The 16,086-nt window shown below is 57.6% G+C and carries 14 protein-coding genes and 1 pseudogene; 8 read left to right on the forward strand and 7 right to left on the reverse strand.

Translation table 11 applies throughout. From position 1 onward, the window contains the following. Positions 1–44: 44 nt before the first annotated feature. Positions 45–1,142 carry a ribosomal protein S18-alanine N-acetyltransferase gene (gene rimI / locus ACYZUC_RS04620; RefSeq protein WP_461993914.1) on the reverse strand — a complete coding sequence of 366 codons (1,098 nt, stop codon included), beginning with the start codon at positions 1,140–1,142 and terminating at the stop codon, positions 45–47. A gap of 92 nt (positions 1,143–1,234) precedes the next feature. Here rimI and ACYZUC_RS04625 point away from each other — a divergent pair, with 92 nt between their 5' ends. Together ACYZUC_RS04625 and ACYZUC_RS04630 are read left to right on the forward strand one after the other, a co-directional pair. Next, complete coding sequence (locus ACYZUC_RS04625) at positions 1,235–2,809, forward strand: RimK family protein (RefSeq protein ID WP_223434350.1); 1,575 nt, start codon at positions 1,235–1,237, stop codon at positions 2,807–2,809. Positions 2,810–2,816: 7 nt separating this feature from the next. Next, positions 2,817–3,740, forward strand: a complete 924-nt coding sequence (locus ACYZUC_RS04630; RefSeq protein ID WP_461993915.1) for a magnesium transporter CorA family protein — start codon at positions 2,817–2,819, stop codon at positions 3,738–3,740. A 114-nt stretch (positions 3,741–3,854) separates the two neighbouring features. Here ACYZUC_RS04630 and ACYZUC_RS04635 read toward each other — a convergent pair whose 3' ends face one another. Further along, a complete protein-coding gene (locus ACYZUC_RS04635; RefSeq protein WP_461993916.1) occupies positions 3,855–4,190 on the reverse strand; it encodes a DUF2834 domain-containing protein in 336 nt (111 codons plus the stop codon). A 247-nt stretch (positions 4,191–4,437) separates the two neighbouring features. On the opposite strand from ACYZUC_RS04635, the pseudogene ilvA reads away from it, so the two are divergent. Next, a pseudogene (ilvA, locus tag ACYZUC_RS04640) lies at positions 4,438–5,439 on the forward strand (threonine ammonia-lyase, biosynthetic); the annotation flags it as partial. A 147-nt stretch (positions 5,440–5,586) separates the two neighbouring features. Here ilvA and eco read toward each other — a convergent pair. Next, entirely contained in the window at positions 5,587–6,069 is a 483-nt protein-coding gene (gene eco, locus ACYZUC_RS04645) for a serine protease inhibitor ecotin (RefSeq protein WP_461993917.1), read from the reverse strand. 304 nt (positions 6,070–6,373) lie between these two features. Here eco and ACYZUC_RS04650 point away from each other — a divergent pair, with 304 nt between their 5' ends. Further along, the gene (locus tag ACYZUC_RS04650; RefSeq protein ID WP_461993918.1) at positions 6,374–6,643 is read left to right on the forward strand and encodes a DUF1652 domain-containing protein; all 270 of its coding nucleotides are present in this window, start codon (positions 6,374–6,376) and stop codon (positions 6,641–6,643) included. A 129-nt stretch (positions 6,644–6,772) separates the two neighbouring features. Here ACYZUC_RS04650 and ACYZUC_RS04655 read toward each other — a convergent pair whose 3' ends face one another. Next, positions 6,773–7,039: a DUF2790 domain-containing protein gene (locus ACYZUC_RS04655; RefSeq protein ID WP_461993919.1), complete on the reverse strand. Its 267-nt coding sequence runs from the start codon at positions 7,037–7,039 to the stop codon at positions 6,773–6,775. Between the two features lie 444 nt (positions 7,040–7,483). Between ACYZUC_RS04655 and ACYZUC_RS04660 the strand changes: the two genes are divergently transcribed. From ACYZUC_RS04660 to ACYZUC_RS04670, 3 genes are all read left to right on the forward strand, one after another. Beyond that, positions 7,484–8,512 (forward strand): polymorphic toxin type 44 domain-containing protein, encoded by a 1,029-nt coding sequence (locus tag ACYZUC_RS04660; protein WP_461993920.1) that lies wholly within the window; start codon positions 7,484–7,486, stop codon positions 8,510–8,512. 187 nt (positions 8,513–8,699) lie between these two features. Further along, positions 8,700–8,918 (forward strand): hypothetical protein, encoded by a 219-nt coding sequence (locus ACYZUC_RS04665; protein WP_461993922.1) that lies wholly within the window; start codon positions 8,700–8,702, stop codon positions 8,916–8,918. A 504-nt stretch (positions 8,919–9,422) separates the two neighbouring features. Then, complete coding sequence (locus tag ACYZUC_RS04670; protein ID WP_008026572.1) at positions 9,423–9,719, forward strand: hypothetical protein; 297 nt, start codon at positions 9,423–9,425, stop codon at positions 9,717–9,719. Positions 9,720–9,813: 94 nt separating this feature from the next. Here the strand turns inward: ACYZUC_RS04670 and ACYZUC_RS04675 are convergent, their stop codons facing one another. Then, the gene (locus tag ACYZUC_RS04675) at positions 9,814–11,790 is read right to left on the reverse strand and encodes a type VI secretion system Vgr family protein (RefSeq protein ID WP_461993924.1); all 1,977 of its coding nucleotides are present in this window, start codon (positions 11,788–11,790) and stop codon (positions 9,814–9,816) included. 373 nt (positions 11,791–12,163) lie between these two features. Here ACYZUC_RS04675 and ACYZUC_RS04680 point away from each other — a divergent pair, with 373 nt between their 5' ends. Beyond that, on the forward strand, positions 12,164–13,465 hold the full coding sequence (locus ACYZUC_RS04680; RefSeq protein ID WP_461993926.1) for an OprD family porin: 1,302 nt from the start codon (positions 12,164–12,166) through the stop codon (positions 13,463–13,465). Positions 13,466–13,597: 132 nt separating this feature from the next. Here the strand turns inward: ACYZUC_RS04680 and ACYZUC_RS04685 are convergent, their stop codons facing one another. Both ACYZUC_RS04685 and xylB read right to left on the reverse strand, forming a co-directional pair. Continuing rightward, positions 13,598–14,542 carry a carbohydrate kinase family protein gene (locus ACYZUC_RS04685; RefSeq protein WP_461993928.1) on the reverse strand — a complete coding sequence of 315 codons (945 nt, stop codon included), beginning with the start codon at positions 14,540–14,542 and terminating at the stop codon, positions 13,598–13,600. Between the two features lie 13 nt (positions 14,543–14,555). Next, positions 14,556–16,052, reverse strand: a complete 1,497-nt coding sequence (xylB, locus tag ACYZUC_RS04690; protein WP_461993929.1) for a xylulokinase — start codon at positions 16,050–16,052, stop codon at positions 14,556–14,558. Between the last annotated feature and the right edge of the window lie 34 nt (positions 16,053–16,086).

Here is a 16,086-nt window from a genome sequence, read left to right on the forward strand (position 1 = left end):
GCCTGCTCGCGATGGCGGCGGTAGACACAACATAAATGCATTGATTACTCACGGCGATAAAGAATCACCGCCGCCCGCAACTTGCCGCGCCCGAAACTGCACATCTTCTCGAACTCCCCATGGCTGACCGGCAAATGCTGGCAGTCCATGGGCTGACGATGCTGGCTATGGTCGACATCCGGGTCGTGCAGGTACACAAATTCCTCATCGCAATCGGTGACGATCACCCAGTGCGGCGACTTGGAGCGGGTCAACCGGTAACTGCTGATCAGCACCAGCGGCTGTCCGCCGTCGTTCAGTAACCGAGGCAGGTCCAGCGGACCACCGAGCACCTGTTCGACGTCAGTGGCATTCAACTGTGCAGCGAACTCGTCGTGCACCAACCGCATGACGTCTTTTTTATGCTCATCGCGCACGCCATCGAGAAACAACGGCCCGGCCATGCTCACTTGCAGGCGCACACGAAACCCGCGTCGCGCCGCCGCCAATGCCAGGCCTTGAGGGCTGCACCCGCCGTGGCCAGAGGTCATGAACACGGTGGTTGCTTCGCGCCAGATCTGCAGTTCTTCGCGGCGCTCCAGCACGCGACCGGTTTGAAGTGCGCCCATTGCCATCAACAGGCACGCGGGGCCGCAGGTGAAATCGGTGGTCTGGGCGTACCAGGGCACGTTGATATTGCGCGAGTCACGGTGTTGAAGGATGCGTTTCTCCAGGCGCAGCGCATCGACATGGTCCTGGTAATAATCATGGATCAACGCGAAGCGCCGGTAACCGTTGCGCTCATACAGGGCAATGGCGGCGGGGTTGTCGATGCGCACTTCCAGCCGCAGGTACGCGCAGTCGTGTTCCAGGGCGCAGGCCTCGATGCGTTCCAGCAATTGCTTGCCGAGCCCACTGCCGCGAGCCTGTTCGGCGATGGCAATCGAGTAGAGCCGCGCCAGCGATGTGCCCCGGTGAAACAACACCACCGCGTAACCCAGCAATTGCTCGCCACGCTGGGCCACCAGCAGTCGTCCGTGAGCGCGGGTGATCATCCATTGAAAGCTGCGGCTGGTGAGCCGGTCCGTGGTGAAACATTGCTGTTCGAGTGCCAGCAACGCGGGTAAGTCTTCAACTACCGCCAAGCGAAAGACAGGATTCATATGACCGCCGTAAAAGTTGCGTAACGAAACGGGACTTTCGAAAAAGTTCGTGCTTAATAGGAAAGGTCTTGTTCTCCAACGGATCAATCACTATGTCAGCGGTACAAGGTCATTGGCGCGAAGTATCCGAGCAAAGTTTGCCGGCAGCAACTTATTTAAATGACACGGTTAGAACTTCAAGTCAGTTGATTATCATCGTCGAACGCAAGGAAGACTGGGCGTCCTACTTTCCCAGCGAAGACATCGTCACGGCTCAGGAATACCTCGAGCAGACCCGCGACAACGAGCAGGGCAAACGGGTCCAGGTGATCAACCTGTGCCGCAGCTACAAGTACCTCGGGCACGGTTATTACTGCTCGCTGCTGGCCGAGGCGCGGGGGCACAAGGTTATTCCATCGGTGCGCACCATCAGCGAACTGACGCGCAAAGCCCTGTACGGTCTGGCGCTGGATGACCTGGATAAAACCCTGGAAAAAGCCCTCAGTCATCACCTTTACAGTGATACCGAAGGTTTTACCCTGACCCTGTATTTTGGCAAGACGCATATAGAGCCGTTGCAGGACTTGGCGCGACAGTTGTTTGAAGTGTTTCCGTGTCCGATATTATTAGTTGAGTTTCGTCGAACTAACGGCTGGCACATCGAAGGGATAAAGTCTGGCGCCTTGCACAAATTGCGCGAAGATCAGGAAGATCAGTTCGCCCACTCACTCGACACGTTCAGCCGCAAGATCTGGCGTGTGCCACGGTCGAGACGCCTGGCCCGTTACGACCTGGCGATCCTGCACGATCCGCAGGAAGCGTTACCGCCGTCCAACCCCAAGGCGCTGGAAAATTTCGTACGCGTGGGCAAGACCTTGGGCATTGATGTGGAGCTGATAGAACGCAAGGACTACGCACGCATCGCCGAGTACGACGGGCTGTTGATCCGCGAGACCACAAGCGTCGACAACCACACCTACCGTTTCGCGAAAAAAGCCGAGAGCGAAGGGTTGGTGGTGATGGATGACCCGGCCTCGATCCTGCGCTGCACCAACAAGGTCTACCTGACCGACCTGCTCAATAGCCATCAATTGGGCATGCCCGCCACCGAAATCCTCTACAAGGAACGACCGGAAGACTTCGAACGGGTCGGCGAGCGCCTGGGTTTTCCGCTGGTGTTGAAGATTCCCGACGGCTGTTTCTCCCGTGGCGTGATCAAGGTCGAAAGCCAGCAAGCCTTGCTTGAAGCGACCGCCGAACTGTTCGAACACTCGGTGCTGTTGCTGGCTCAGGAGTTCTTCTACACCGAGTACGACTGGCGCATCGGCGTGCTCAACCGCAAACCGATTTTTGCCTGCCAGTACTTCATGTCCAAGGGCCATTGGCAGATTTACAACCACAAGGCCAAGGGGCAGGACATCAACGGCGAATGCCGTACCCTGGCGGTTCACGAAGCACCGCGCGCCGTAGTGGAGCTGGCAGTGAAAACCGCGAACCTTATCGGCGACGGCCTCTACGGCGTCGACCTCAAACAGTCCGGCGACAAGGTGGTAGTCATCGAGGTCAACGACAACCCGAACATGGACGCCGGCATCGAAGACGCGTATCTGCAGGACGATTTGTACTCGTTGGTGCTGGAAGAGTTCGTCCGCCGACTGGAACTCAAACGCCGCGGCCAGGCCTGGTGAACGGCCAATGATCAAGAGCTTTCAACTGACCCACGGCGCGTTGCACAAGGTCGAACGGCTGGACGCCGAGGTGATGCTGTTCAGCAATCCCGACGCGGCTGAGCGCGACTTGCTGCACAGCCATTTCAAACTCGATGAACACGCCCTGGCGTCGGCGCTGGACCCGGACGAGGTGTCGCGCATCGAGTTTCACCCCGATAACCTGTTCCTGATCTGGAAGCGTCCGGAGAACTACTCCGGTGCCGGCAGCTTGGCCTTTGAAGTGTCGTCCTGCGGTTTGCTGTTTTCTACCCAGCGTTTGCTGGTGATCGCCACCGACGATTCGCCGCTGCACGGGCTCGGCACCCGGCAGAAACTGAACACGCCGCTGGATGTGTTGCTGGATTTGCTGTTCAACAACATCCATCACTACCTGGGCCACCTCAAGGTGATCAAGCTGGTTGCGCGGGAGTTGCAGCAGAAATTCAACGCGTCGATGCAGAACCAGCACCTGATCCAGATGTTCAACCTCAGCGAAAGCCTGATCTATTACATCAATGCGATTCACAGCAACGGCGCGGTCCTGACCCGGCTGCGCAACCACGCGGAAAAGGAGCACTTCGGCGCCGAGGCCATCGGCCTGATCGACGACCTGATCATTGAAAACAACCAGTGCTACAAACAGGCGGAAATCTATTCCACGGTGTTCTCCGGGCTGATCGACGCCCGGGGCAACCTGATGAACAACAGCATGAACAACCTGCTGCGCAAACTGACGCTGATCAACGTGGTGTTTCTGCCGCTGAACCTGATTGCGAGCATCGGCGGCATGTCCGAGTTCAGCATGATGACGGCTGGGACGCCGTGGTGGGTTTCATACCCGTTGTTTCTCACGGCTATGATGCTGGGGGCGGGGGTGATGGTGCTGGGGCTGCGGCGGTTGGCCAAATGATGCGTTGAATGTCAGGCCGCCATCGCCGGCAAGCCGGCTCCTACAGCAGCGCGCACCACTTGTAGGAGCCGGCTTGCCGGCGATGGCGGCCTCAATAACCCCAAACACTTCGGATCAGACTTCTTGCGTGGCACCCACGGACCTCTTCCGATCTCGCAAACCCCGAACCACCAGATACAACAACGGCCCAATCGACACAAAAACCGCCGTAATCACCAGATAAGGCACCACCGACCACCCGGACCGTCCACGCTTGCGCGCATCTCTGTACATCCACACCCCGGCCAGCGTCGCCAGTAGGTAAAGATCAATCACCACCTGCGCCGTATCAGGTCGCGACATCAGGCTGATGCCAAACTCGATCAACGATTGTTCAGCCTGGAGCATCACCGAAACGGTGTAGCCAGCGAAGGCGAGCAGGGCAATCAGGGGCAGGGCGACAGACTTCATGGTTTCCTTCCTTGGACGATGAGCAGAACAGCGAGCCTACACAGGCCGGGAAAATTTGGCCATTGACTTGCCGTTCGTGCCCGGCTAATTTCCAGCCATGACTTCCACCGTATTGCGCTGCCAGCCAAGCATTATTACCGCCATTCCTTATTTGGCGGGCTAGCTCACGACTGCAGCACCCAACCCGCCCTAGAGGCGGGTTTTTACTTTCTGTCTCTTGGGTTCTGATCAACGTCAGGAGACGACCATGAACAGCACACCCGCCCAGCAGAGCTTGCTTGAGCATTACGTCAAAAAGATCCTCGCCGCGCCGGTGTACGAACTGGCGGTGCGCACGCCGTTGCAAGCCGCGCCGGCGCTGTCCGAAGCCCTCGGCAATCAGATCCTGCTCAAGCGCGAGGACTTGCAACCGACTTTTTCCTTCAAGATCCGTGGCGCATACAACAAGTTGGTACAGCTCAGCGATGAGCAAAAGGCGCACGGCGTGATCACCGCCTCAGCAGGCAACCATGCCCAGGGCGTGGCGTTGGCGGCGCGTGAATTGGGGATTGCCGCGACCATCGTCATGCCCGCCACAACGCCGGAATTGAAGGTGCTCGGGGTGCGCAGTCGTGGCGCCGATGCCGTGCTGCACGGGGAGAGTTTTCCGTTTGCCCTGGCGTACGCATTGAACCTGGCAGAGCAAGCCGGCCGCACCTTTGTTTCGCCCTTCGACGACCCGGACGTGATCGCGGGGCAGGGCACCGTCGCCATGGAAATTCTTCGTCAGCACCAAGGAGCGCTCGACGCGATCTTCGTGCCGGTGGGCGGTGGCGGCCTGATCGCGGGCATCGCCGCGTACGTCAAATACCTGCGACCTGAAATCCGCATCATTGGCGTCGAGTCGGAACATTCCGCGTGCCTGCGCGCCGCCTTACAGGCAGACGAGCGTGTTGTCCTGCCCAACGTCGGCACATTCGCCGATGGCGTCGCCGTCGCTCAGATCGGCGCTTATGGTTTCGAGGTCTGTCGGTTTTGCGTGGATGAGGTGCTGACCGTCAGCAACGACGAACTCTGTGCCGCCATCAAGAACATCTACGACGATACCCGCTCGATCACCGAACCTTCGGGCGCGTTGGCCGTGGCGGGAATCAAGAAGTACGTGGCGCGGACTGGCGTGCGTGGTCAGACGCTGGTGGCCATCGATTCCGGCGCCAACATCAACTTCGATAGCTTGCGTCACGTCGCCGAACGCGCCGCGCTGAGCGAAGCCCCGGCGTGAGCAAGTTTGAGAAGCCGACCACCATTCCCCTGTGGGAGCGGGCTTGCTCGCGAAGGCGTCTTCAAATTCAACATTAATGTTGACTGATAAACCGCTTTCGCGAGCAAGCCCGCTCCCACAGGTTCTGGATCGAAGTTATTCCTGAATCGCTTTTTCAACCTTGCCTGACGCCGACCAGATCCGGTAGCGCACTTCAACGTCCTTGGGCACATACAGCACGATCGGCAGCTTGCTGTTGTAACGCAACATGAAACCGTCACCGACTACCGGGACGAAGTCCTGTTTGCTTTTGCCATCCGGGCAGGCCATCAGCGTGCTCATCGGGCCGATCACTTTTTCCAGTCGGTAGAACGGGTAGCCCCAGCCTTCAAGGTTTTTCTCCTCGAGCATGCCCCCCAGGCGTTGCCGATTGCAGTCAACGGTCAAGGTCTTGCCCGCGAGAATTTCGACCTGGTAGTTGTCTTCAGCGGATTGCGGGGCGAGGTGAATGACCTGGCGAGTGAAACCATTTTCGGCTTTGGGGAACGGTGCAACGTCTTCGAGTTTCGCCGCGTGAACAACGGTCGATAGCCCGGCAACAATCAGGCCGACGGTAGTGATTCGGGTCAATGAACCCATGATGCCTCCTTGCGTGTGAGTAGGGTCAGCGGATACTGAAAGGACTGGCCGCATTTTTACTGCCATGGGCGGTCAATGCAAACCCGGACTCATCAGGTTGCAATTTGCAGGGGCGAGAACCGGCGGTCTTGCAGACTGCATGAGTCCATTTACTTGAAGACACATTAAACCTTTGAATTACCGATGAGCTGCACGGCGAAATCCGGGGCATGTTTTATGCTTCATCTGGTCCTGAAGCTGGCCGCGAATGAATTGAGTCGGCATTGATAGCTGATTGGCAATCTCACATAAGGAGAGGGTCGCCATGTTTCTTTCTGCCTTGGAACTTCGCAACATCATCGAAAGCAGTTTTCTACCGAAACGTTGTCAATGCACGCTGTCGCCTGACTTGTCGATGAGCATCAAGGTGTATTCAGATCTTGAAACCGATCAAGTGGATCTATTGAAGACGGGCATCAATGCCAAATCGCTCAATGGGTGTCGGGAAATCAATGACCTGATTGCTGGGCTGCGCACCGAAATTCAGCATCGGGCAGAGCTGCGAACACTGCATCCCGACCGGCAAGCGCTTTAAGCCCTCTCCTGTAGGAGCAAGCTTGCTCGCGATGGACGTGAACGATAACGCGTGCTTTCTGAATAAACGCGTTATCCGAACGTTTTTCGCGAACAAGCTCGCTCCCGCAGAAACATGAGTGTCGCGTCATCAATTCTGATAACTGCACGCATCCGACCATTTGCGATACGTGATCTCGGCGGGTTTGCCCGACGTATCGATGTACTTCATCTCAGCCGTAATGACTTTGCAGTCCAGCGTCGTAGGTTCGGTCAGCGCTACCACCTTGGCCACGTGCAGCGGCATCCCGTATTCGTAGGGCACGGCTTGTGAGGAAGTGGTGTCGTCGGCCTGGGCAAACCCGGTAAACCCGGTGCAGGCGAGGGTGGCGGTGACCAGCAAAATGCGCGTATTCATGAGCAATCTCCGGTGCGGACGGAACGAGAGTTCGACGTAGTGAACGTCGAACCTGCCGCACTGGGCGTCAGAGGAACCTGAGGGCGTGCGGTCCAGTAAAGTTTTGGACCGCAGGGTTAAGCAATGGTTAACCCGGCTGAATGCCGCCTGTCGTAAGGGACGATTCTGTCAGTCGTTTCGTTGGGGTGAAAATCTTCGGTAGCTTCGGCTTAGTCCTACAAGGATGGATGCTTTGTCGACTTTCGGCTGATGGGGCGTAGCGATTACCGTTTGGGCTCGCTGCAAATCAGCGAACGGGGTTGGCTAGCTGATGCCACCACATACATATGCGCCATTATTCGCTCGGTTAATGTTAAAAAAAACGAGATGCCCCGTAAGTCTGGGAGATCCCGATACGGGGCTCTGCTTTATATACGTTCATTCAGTTCAAAAGGAGTTTGAAGCATGACCGTAGAGCTCGGAACAACAGATATAGTAGGAAGGCGAGATGACTTCTCTCTGCTAACGACCCGCAACACTGCAATACGCGGTGGCCCTCTAATGCATGAAGACATACTTAGTCGTCTTATCGTCGTCCGAGACAATGTAGGGCAATGGATTACGGATAATAAGGCCAGGCTAGATCAGCAGCACGAAAAGAATATTGCCGCCATTGACTCGGATATAGATTTGGAAATCAAGGCGGAAGGTGGATTGAATGTGCAAATGGATTCAAGCACCCCGAATCAAACGATAATTAAAGAGAAAAATATTGTTGTAAAACTTTATCTTGCGAAACAATCGGAAGCCGATGATAAATCAAAACGCTCGAAATCCTTATTTGGAGGTTATGATGTTCTCGCTTCCGACAGTAAAATTGCCGGGAGCTTTATACAAAGCAGCTTAGCGAGAGTCTATGTCAAAAAAGACCGGCTCGTTGACTGGGCCAACAGCTATGAAGCTGCGAGACTGGCTCAGGTGTACTCGGAAATAGCTCGTCGCTTGAAAGCAAAAGCGCAGTTTTTGGCAAGCATTGAAGAAGCTCAAGCCGCGCAAATAGCTCAGGCGGAACATCAGCTAATGACTGCAAAAGAACTGGTTAACCTCAAGCAGTATCCTGTTGCCCCACCGGAGGTTTCTATAGACCAAAACCTGCAGGAATCCAAGGAGCAGAACGAGTATTTTAGCACCGGCGGTTCTGCGTTTCTGTTTAGCTGGTTTTATAAAAAAGTCCGAAATGGAGGTGATTGGGACTACAAACAACATGGTCGTCAGTATGAAAGTTTTGGTAACTTTAACTATGGTGCTGTTGGTACAGCGGCAGGCATTTCAGAGGGGATACTTTTGAGGGCTGCTGGGGCAGCACAGTCCGTAGCAGGAACCTCGGAGGCAGCATTTGATAAATGGTGGTCGGAATCGCCTTTTGGCGATGATCCTGTTGATCAAGTATGGATTAAGGCAGGCATAGAGTATGCAAAGTCGAAAGGGTACTAAATGGCGTATTTGGGGGCTTCTGGTTATATGTCTTGGTCAGGCGCTATATATATATGTATCTGCTCCAAGCAGGCCGGAACCTGCCAGTGTTGTCTCAGTCACGAAAGTCGGTGAAGGTGGGGCTATATATGAAATCTCTTATGATTCAGGGGGCGCTACTGTGCCGTATATTTATCGGTATTTCCTCATGGATCTTCAGCGTACTGACGAGGACGCTCTTGAAAAGTCCAAGAAAACAACACCATTTCTTGTCACAAAAGGTACTGAGGCTGTTCGTGGGGTTTCAGGCGATAGGGTTAAACTAAAGTGCGAAGAAACCATATACGATTTCCACAACACTGCGTATTTTAAGGTCGATGGCGAACTCAATATCGTCAAATTTGATCTGGAGTCTACCGTTCCATAGATGTATAGGCGCGAATACACCGGCCTAGGTCGGTGTTTTTTTGCTCCACAGAACTGCCCAATCTTCTACTTTCAGAAGGCTGATCTCTTTCCCGCCATCGCCCGGTCGGGCATCGATTTCCCGGCTGAACGCCGCCTGTCGTGAGGGGCGATTCTGTAAGGCGTTTCGTTGGGGCAAGAATCTTCGGTAGCTTCGGCTTCGTCCTACAAGGATGGATGCTTTGTCGACTTTCGGCTGATGGTGCATAGCGATTACTGTTTGGGCTCGCTGCAAAATCAGCGAACAGGTTTGGTCACCTGAATAATTAAACAGTGCATACAAGTGTGACATCATTCGCTTTGCGGACATCTCTGTTCGCATGGCGCAATGCTGTGGCGGCTGTGTGCAGGACGCCTTCGGGCGAGCTGAGTTACTGTTCTCAGTTGACCAAACCTGTACACGGTCCGCCTCCCATCGTTTGGTCACGGTGCTGGCGGTTACTTCAAAACAGGCGAGTAACTAACTATGACAACGATTAATCCGTTCCCCGAACGTCACCGTTCAATCAAAAGCAGCGTCACCGAAACCTCTCCTCTGGTCATCGACACAGAAGCCAACCCCCAAGACATCCTCGAAGCCGCCCTCCAGCGCATCCGCGCTTCCAGCGAGCTACTTGAAACACTCCACCTCCAATGTTTCAAAGACGGCGACGTGCAGGACATTCCGCACATCACGCATGCCCTTTACCTATTGACGCAGGACGGTTGCGATTTGCTCAAGGTTGCGCAGCAACGGATGCTGGGTTGGAAGGCGCCTGCCTGACGTTTAATCTTTACTAACAAATCCAGCGCCCATAGGCGCTGGATTTTTTATGGGGGCGACGCAACTTGAATGGCTTGTTGCGGCTTTCAAGTTGTCAGTGAACCGTCTTCGCCTGCACCACATTCCCCGCACGATCCTGATCGGCAGGTGTCGGCACCACCGGCGGCAACTGAGCAATCCCCGTGCCCGAACCCGGCGCACCACCCGAGTTGGCCTTCACCTCAGCACCACTAATCGTCACACCCCCCGCATCGACCTTGACGAAACTCCCGCCAGCCTTCGCCGTCAGTTCCATCCCGCCTTCAACCACCACTTTATTGCCCGCGTGGTAGTGAATCTCTTCACCAGCCTCAACAAACTGCGCCGTCCCGACCTTCACATGCTGGGTTACACCAACCGTAAAGTGATCATCCGCCCGCGCTTCGGTCTTGCGATCCAGATGCGTGATCCGATGCTCTTCAACCTTGAACTCGCTGAACACCTTCGCCTCAACCGTGTCGTGCCGCTCATTGCCGATGCGGATTTTCTGGTCGTGTTCGATGTTTTCGTCCCAGTCGCGCTGGGCATGCAGGTAGATCTGTTCCGCGCCTTTTTTGTCTTCGATGCGAAATTCGTTGTAGCCCTTGCCGCCCGGTGAGCTGAGGGTCTTGAAGGTGCTGCGGGTTTTGTTGGCCGGCAGGTCGTAGGGGACGACGTTTTCCTTGTGGTACAGGCAGCCGGTGACCAGCGGTTGGTCGGGGTCGCCTTCGAGGAAGGTGACGAGCACTTCCATGCCGACACGCGGGATGGCGATGCCGCCGTAGGCGCTGCCGGCCCAGCCGGTGGCGACGCGCAGCCAGCAACTGGTGTTGTCGTTGGCCTGGCCGTCGCGGTCCCAGTGGAATTGCACTTTGACGCGGCCGTACTCGTCGCAGTGGATTTCCGAGCCGGGCGGGCCGGTGACGATGGCGGTCTGGCTGCCGAGGACTTGCGGTTTCGGGTGTTCGAGGGCAGGGCGGTAGTGCGCGTCCCACGGCGTGGCGAGGAAGCGGTTGCGGTAGCCCTGGTGGAAATCGTCTTTGTTGTGGGTGACGTCGCTGGTGACGTTGGCGCCGAGCACTTGCGGTTGCTTGCCTTCGTGGACCACTTCCAGCAGCAGCCAGAGGTCGTTCCATTCGGCGCGCGGGTGTTCGCTCAGGGCCATGAAGTGACCGCTGACCAGTGTCGGTTGATCGCCTTTGCCTTCCGCGAGTTTGTAGTCGCAGCGGTGGCGTTCGAGGGCGCGGGTTGCCAGTTGCTTGCCTCGGGCACGGTCGGTGAAACGGCCGGGGTAGTCGTAGTCTTCCAGGTCCGGAGCGAACGCACTGGAAGCGGCGCCTTCGGGAAGGATGCGCGGTTTTTCGAAGTCGTAATCGCGACGGCTGACGCGGCTGGTGCGGGTTTCCAGGCGCAGGTTGAAGCGCTTGATCACCGGTTTTTCGGCGGCCATGCCCGAGTCTTGCTGGTAGGCCACGGGCGCCAGTTTGCGGAACACCGTCTGGTCATCGCCGAACACCAGTTTGTGGCCGCTGCTGCTGTGCTGGAAGTGGAAGTGAATGCCTTCTTCTTCGCACAGACGCTGAATGAAATGCAGGTCGGATTCATCGTACTGCACGCAGTAGACACGCTCGGGGTAGATCGCACCGAGTTGGAAGTCATAGGCGTCGGCCAGAATGCCGCGGGCCTCAAGGACCTGGGCGATGATCTTCGGCACCGTCAAATGCTGGAAAATCTGCTGGTCATGGTTGTGGCGCAGGTAGGCCAGTTGCGGCACCAGGCTGATGCTGTAGCGGGTCAGGCTTTTGCCGGAGTCGCCTTGCTCGATGCGATAGACCAGGCCGTGAATCATGCCTTCGCCGGTGGCGCCGAAGGTCAGGCAACCGGGCTTGTGCAGTAACTCTTCGAGTTTCAGGTCGGGGCGCGCGCTGACCAGTTCGATGTTAAAGCAGAAGGGCTGATTGAGGGCTTCGCGACCGACGAAACTGAGTACCTGAAGGTCAGCGGAAACGCCTTCCAGCGTGAGGGAAATATGGATTGCGTTTGCGTCCAGCATGCCTTGAATTCCGTCCTTTGGATAAGCAGGAGCGGATGGTGCAGGATTAAACCGCCTCGTTCAAGGCGCAAATGCCGTAGATGAGGGCGTGCCCCGGCATCGGGAAAACCCCTAATGGCACGGTTTCGACCAATAAACACGGGGGCTCTTTGCCTGCGGGCTTATCGAGCAATTGCCCCCCCGCTGGTCAGCGCCGTGCCAGAACAGGGAGTCATTTTCCGACTAAAGTCGTCTGTAGCCGATAAAAGCCTTCTGCCATCATTGCCGCTCACCCCCGTGTGTCGCCTTCATCCTGGCCAGTTCCTGGTCCGGGGCGAAGCTATTTTCTGGCTTATTGCGCCTTGCGCAAACGCTGCACTGTTGGAGCTTTTTCATGCGTCCCCCTTTTCAACTCATCTCCGCGCGCCAGTCACTCGGCTTCGGCGCTTTAGTCCTGTGCGCCGGTTTTACCATCCAGGCCCAGGCGAGCGGTTTTCTCGATGACACCACGGCGAAGATCGAATCGCGCACGGTGTATTTCAACCGTGACTTTCGTGATGGTCATACGTCCACCGAGCAGGGCGCGTCCAAGCGCGAAGAGTCGGCGCAGGGCTTCATTCTCAATCTGCAATCGGGTTACACCGAAGGCACCGTCGGCTTCGGTATCGATGCGCTGGGCATGCTCGGGTTCAAGCTTGATTCCAGCGCCGACAGCAGTAACAGCGGCTTGCTGCCATCGTCGGGTGAAAACCCGCGTGGCTCGAAAGACCAGTACGCCAAACTTGGCCTGACCGCCAAAGTGCGCGTGTCCGACAGCGTATTGAAGTACGGCGCGCTGCTGCCGGACGTGCCGCTGCTCAAGTATAACGACGGGCGTTTGCTGCCGACCATGTTCAACGGCGCGCAGCTCACTTCTAAAGAGATCAAGGACCTGACGTTCATGGCCGCGCGCCTTGACCAGTACACCGCCCGGGATTCCACCGATGCCCAGGACATCCGCGTGCACTGCAAGAACAAGCGCTACGCCTGCAACGTCACGGCCGATCACTTCGACATGTACGGCTTCGACTACAAGATCAATGAGCGCCTGACCGCGCAGTATCACTACGCCGAGCTGGAAGACATCTATCGCCAGCACTTCGTGGGTTTGCTGGCCAGTCAGCCGCTGGGTGAGGGCGTGCTCAAGGCGGATCTGCGCGTGCTCAAGAGTGCCGACAGCGGCGCCGAGCGTGCCGGTTCCATCGACAACCGCGCACTGAGCGGCATGCTCGCGTACGCCATCAGCGGCCACACCTTCAGCGCCGGTTGGCAGCGCATGAACGGCGACAATTCGATGCCTTACCTGGATGGCACCAATCCGTACCTGGTGAACTACGTGCAGGTCAATGACTTCGCCGCCGCGCAGGAGCGTTCGTGGCAACTGCGTTATGACTATGACTTCAAGTCGATCGGCATCAACGGCCTGAGTTTCCTGACCCGTTACGTGAACGGTGACCACATCAAAGTGCTGGGCAGCGATCAGGAAGGCAAGGAATGGGAGCGCGACAGCGAGCTCAAGTACGTGGTGCAAAGCGGGACGTTCAAGGATGTCAGCCTGCGGCTGCGTAACGCGACATACCGGACCAACTACGAGAAGTTTGCGCGGGATGTGGATGAGACGCGGTTGATTGTGAGTTACAGCTTTTCGGTGTTGTGACAGGGAGGCCGCCTTCGCGGGCAAGCCTCGCTCCTACAGGTTTTATGTCGTTCGTTGAATCACGCTACGACGCTAACCCTGTAGGAGCGAGCGATGCGGCGACCCGACTTGCCCGCGAAGAGGCCATCAGCTTCAGCGAAAGTTTAACTGCTGCCGATACGGCAAATCCGGCCCGGTCTTGCTGCACGTCAGCGCCGCCGCTTGCACCGCAAACTTCAACATCCCGTCGATCTGCTCGCGCGCCAGCGATTGCACGCCCTCGACCGAATCCAGCTGCTGCTCGGTCAGCCAGGTAATCAACGCCGCCTGGAACGTATCGCCAGCGCCCACGGTGTCGGCAATTTTCACCTTACAGGCCGGCACCGACCACGAACCGTGATTGCGGCTAAACACCGTCGCCCCTTCGCCGCCACGGGTCAGGAACACCACCTGACAGCGATGCTGCAACCAGCCTTCAATCACCTGTTGCGGATCCTGCCCGGGATACAACAGGCTCAGGTCCTCATCGCTGACTTTGATCAGGTCGGCCAGCTCAACCAGCATCGCAACCCGCGAACGCCATAGCTCGATGTTCGGTTCAGGATTGAGCCGCACATTCGGATCAAGGCTGATCAGACGCTTGCCACTTTCCCGCTGCACCAGGGCCAGCAGCGTGTCGGCAATCGGCTGCACCACCAGCGAGAACGAGCCAATGTGCAAGCCGCGCACCTCTGGCCCCAGTTCCGGCAAATGCTCCGGTTTCAACTGCCGATCTGCGCAACCTTCGCCACGGAAGCTGTATTGCGGTGAACCGTTGGCGCCAACCGCGACCATCGCCAGGGTGGTCGGTGCGGCGAAGTCCACCAGGTAATCCAGGCGTACGCCTTCATCCTGCAGCACTTGGCGCAAACGCCGGCCCAGATAGTCAGTCGACAACCCGGCAAACAGCGCCGCGTCCACGCCCAAGCGGCGCAAACCGACCGCCACGTTGAAGGGCGAGCCGCCGGCAATCGCCTTGAAATTCACTTTTGAAGCCAGGCCGCTGGCGTCGTCTTCACTGAAGAAATCGAACAGCGCTTCGCCACACACCAGATACATAGTTGTTCACTCTTTAAAGGGTTGCGACATGCTGTTGATAGCGTTCATAGGCCTGCTGACAGGCCGTTACATTCTCTGCAATCGGCAGGGTTTCGCTGGCCGGATCGAACTTCACGCAGCGCTCGCACAAGTCCGCGAGGCTGTCTTCGTGGCCGTTTGCCCAGGATTTGCACCACGCCGCCTGAATCGCCGCGCCGAGGGCGGCGGCTTCGCTTTGTTCGGTGCAGATCACCTTGGTGTTCATGATGTCGGCGACGATCTGGCGCCACACCGGGCTTTTCGAGCCGCCGCCGATCAGGCAGATGGTGCGGCTTTGTAAGCCATTCTGGCGCAGCAGGTCCAGCCCATAACGCAAACCGAAGGTCGTGCCTTCGACCACGGCGCGGCACAAATTGGCTTGCGTCAGATTGGTCATGGTCAAGCCGAGCAGGCTGCCGGTGGCGTGGGGCAGGGCGGGGACGCGCTCGCCGTTGAGAAACGGCAGCATGCTCACACCTTCGGCGCCGATCGGTGCTTGCGCGACGAGGGCGTTGAACTGCTCGATATCCAGCTCGAACAGATCGCGAATCACTCCGGTGGCGTTGGTCAGGTTCATGGTACAGATCAGCGGCAACCAGCCACCGCTGGAGGAACAGAACGTCGCGACCGACGCGTCAGCGCTGACGGTCGGTTGATCGGCATAGGCGTACACCGTGCCCGAGGAACCGAGGCTCATGGTGATCGCGCCGGGCCGGATGTTGCCGGTGCCGATAGCGCCCATCATGTTGTCGCCACCGCCGCTGGACACCAGCGCCTTGGGGTTGATGCCCAGGTGCTCGGCGATGCCCGGCAGGATCGTGCCGACCGCTTGATGGGCGTCGATCAGCTCCGGCAGCGCCGCTTGCAAACGGCCAGTGGGATCGATGTCGCGCAGCAGCTGCAAGTCCCACTGGCGGGTGCGCACGTTGAAATAACCGGTGCCCGAGGCGTCGCCGTATTCGCTGCAACTGCGGCCGGTCAGCCAGTAGTTGAGGTAGTCGTGGGGGAGCAGGATGCGTGCGATTCGGGAAAAAACCTCCGGGTGTTGTTCTTTGGTCCAGAGCAGTTTTGACACGGTGTAGCCCGGTGCGATGACCACGCCGAGCCGTTCGAGCGAGCCTTTTTCACCGCCAATGTGAGCCAGTAGGCGGTCGTTCTCCGGTGTGGATTCGGTGTCGCACCACAGCTTGGCGGGGCGCAGTACCTGGCCTTGGTCGTCGAGCAGGACCAAGCCGTGTTGCTGACCGGAAACGCCGATGCCGAGGATGTCCTGGCCGTCGACGTTTGCCGCGATCAGTGCACGACGCGTGGCTGAAGTGAACGCTTCCAGCCATTGCGAGGTGTCCTGCTCGCGACGGCCATTGGCGCCGCTGATCAACGTGTGCGCGGCGGCGCCTTGGCCGAGGACCTGACCGCTGTAGGCATCGAGGATGATGGCTTTGGTGCCTTGGGTGCCGCAGTCGATGCCGAGGAATAGTTGTTGGTTTGCCATGGGAGGTCCTTGGTGTGTCAGGTCGATCTGGGTG

Source organism: Pseudomonas sp. GT1P32 (assembly GCF_054897805.1).

Coding starts and splice junctions, on each gene's coding strand:
- ACYZUC_RS04680 (WP_461993926.1), top strand. CDS start 12,164: ATGCGTCCCCCTTTTCAACTCATCTCCGCGCGCCAGTCACTCGGCTTC.
- ACYZUC_RS04670 (WP_008026572.1), top strand. CDS start 9,423: ATGACAACGATTAATCCGTTCCCCGAACGTCACCGTTCAATCAAAAGC.
- ACYZUC_RS04635 (WP_461993916.1), bottom strand. CDS start 4,190: ATGAAGTCTGTCGCCCTGCCCCTGATTGCCCTGCTCGCCTTCGCTGGC.
- ACYZUC_RS04685 (WP_461993928.1), bottom strand. CDS start 14,542: ATGTATCTGGTGTGTGGCGAAGCGCTGTTCGATTTCTTCAGTGAAGAC.
- ACYZUC_RS04655 (WP_461993919.1), bottom strand. CDS start 7,039: ATGAATACGCGCATTTTGCTGGTCACCGCCACCCTCGCCTGCACCGGG.
- ACYZUC_RS04675 (WP_461993924.1), bottom strand. CDS start 11,790: ATGCTGGACGCAAACGCAATCCATATTTCCCTCACGCTGGAAGGCGTT.
- ACYZUC_RS04625 (WP_223434350.1), top strand. CDS start 1,235: ATGTCAGCGGTACAAGGTCATTGGCGCGAAGTATCCGAGCAAAGTTTG.
- ACYZUC_RS04665 (WP_461993922.1), top strand. CDS start 8,700: ATGGATCTTCAGCGTACTGACGAGGACGCTCTTGAAAAGTCCAAGAAA.
- rimI (WP_461993914.1), bottom strand. CDS start 1,142: ATGAATCCTGTCTTTCGCTTGGCGGTAGTTGAAGACTTACCCGCGTTG.
- eco (WP_461993917.1), bottom strand. CDS start 6,069: ATGGGTTCATTGACCCGAATCACTACCGTCGGCCTGATTGTTGCCGGG.
- xylB (WP_461993929.1), bottom strand. CDS start 16,052: ATGGCAAACCAACAACTATTCCTCGGCATCGACTGCGGCACCCAAGGC.
- ACYZUC_RS04650 (WP_461993918.1), top strand. CDS start 6,374: ATGTTTCTTTCTGCCTTGGAACTTCGCAACATCATCGAAAGCAGTTTT.
- ACYZUC_RS04660 (WP_461993920.1), top strand. CDS start 7,484: ATGACCGTAGAGCTCGGAACAACAGATATAGTAGGAAGGCGAGATGAC.
- ACYZUC_RS04630 (WP_461993915.1), top strand. CDS start 2,817: ATGATCAAGAGCTTTCAACTGACCCACGGCGCGTTGCACAAGGTCGAA.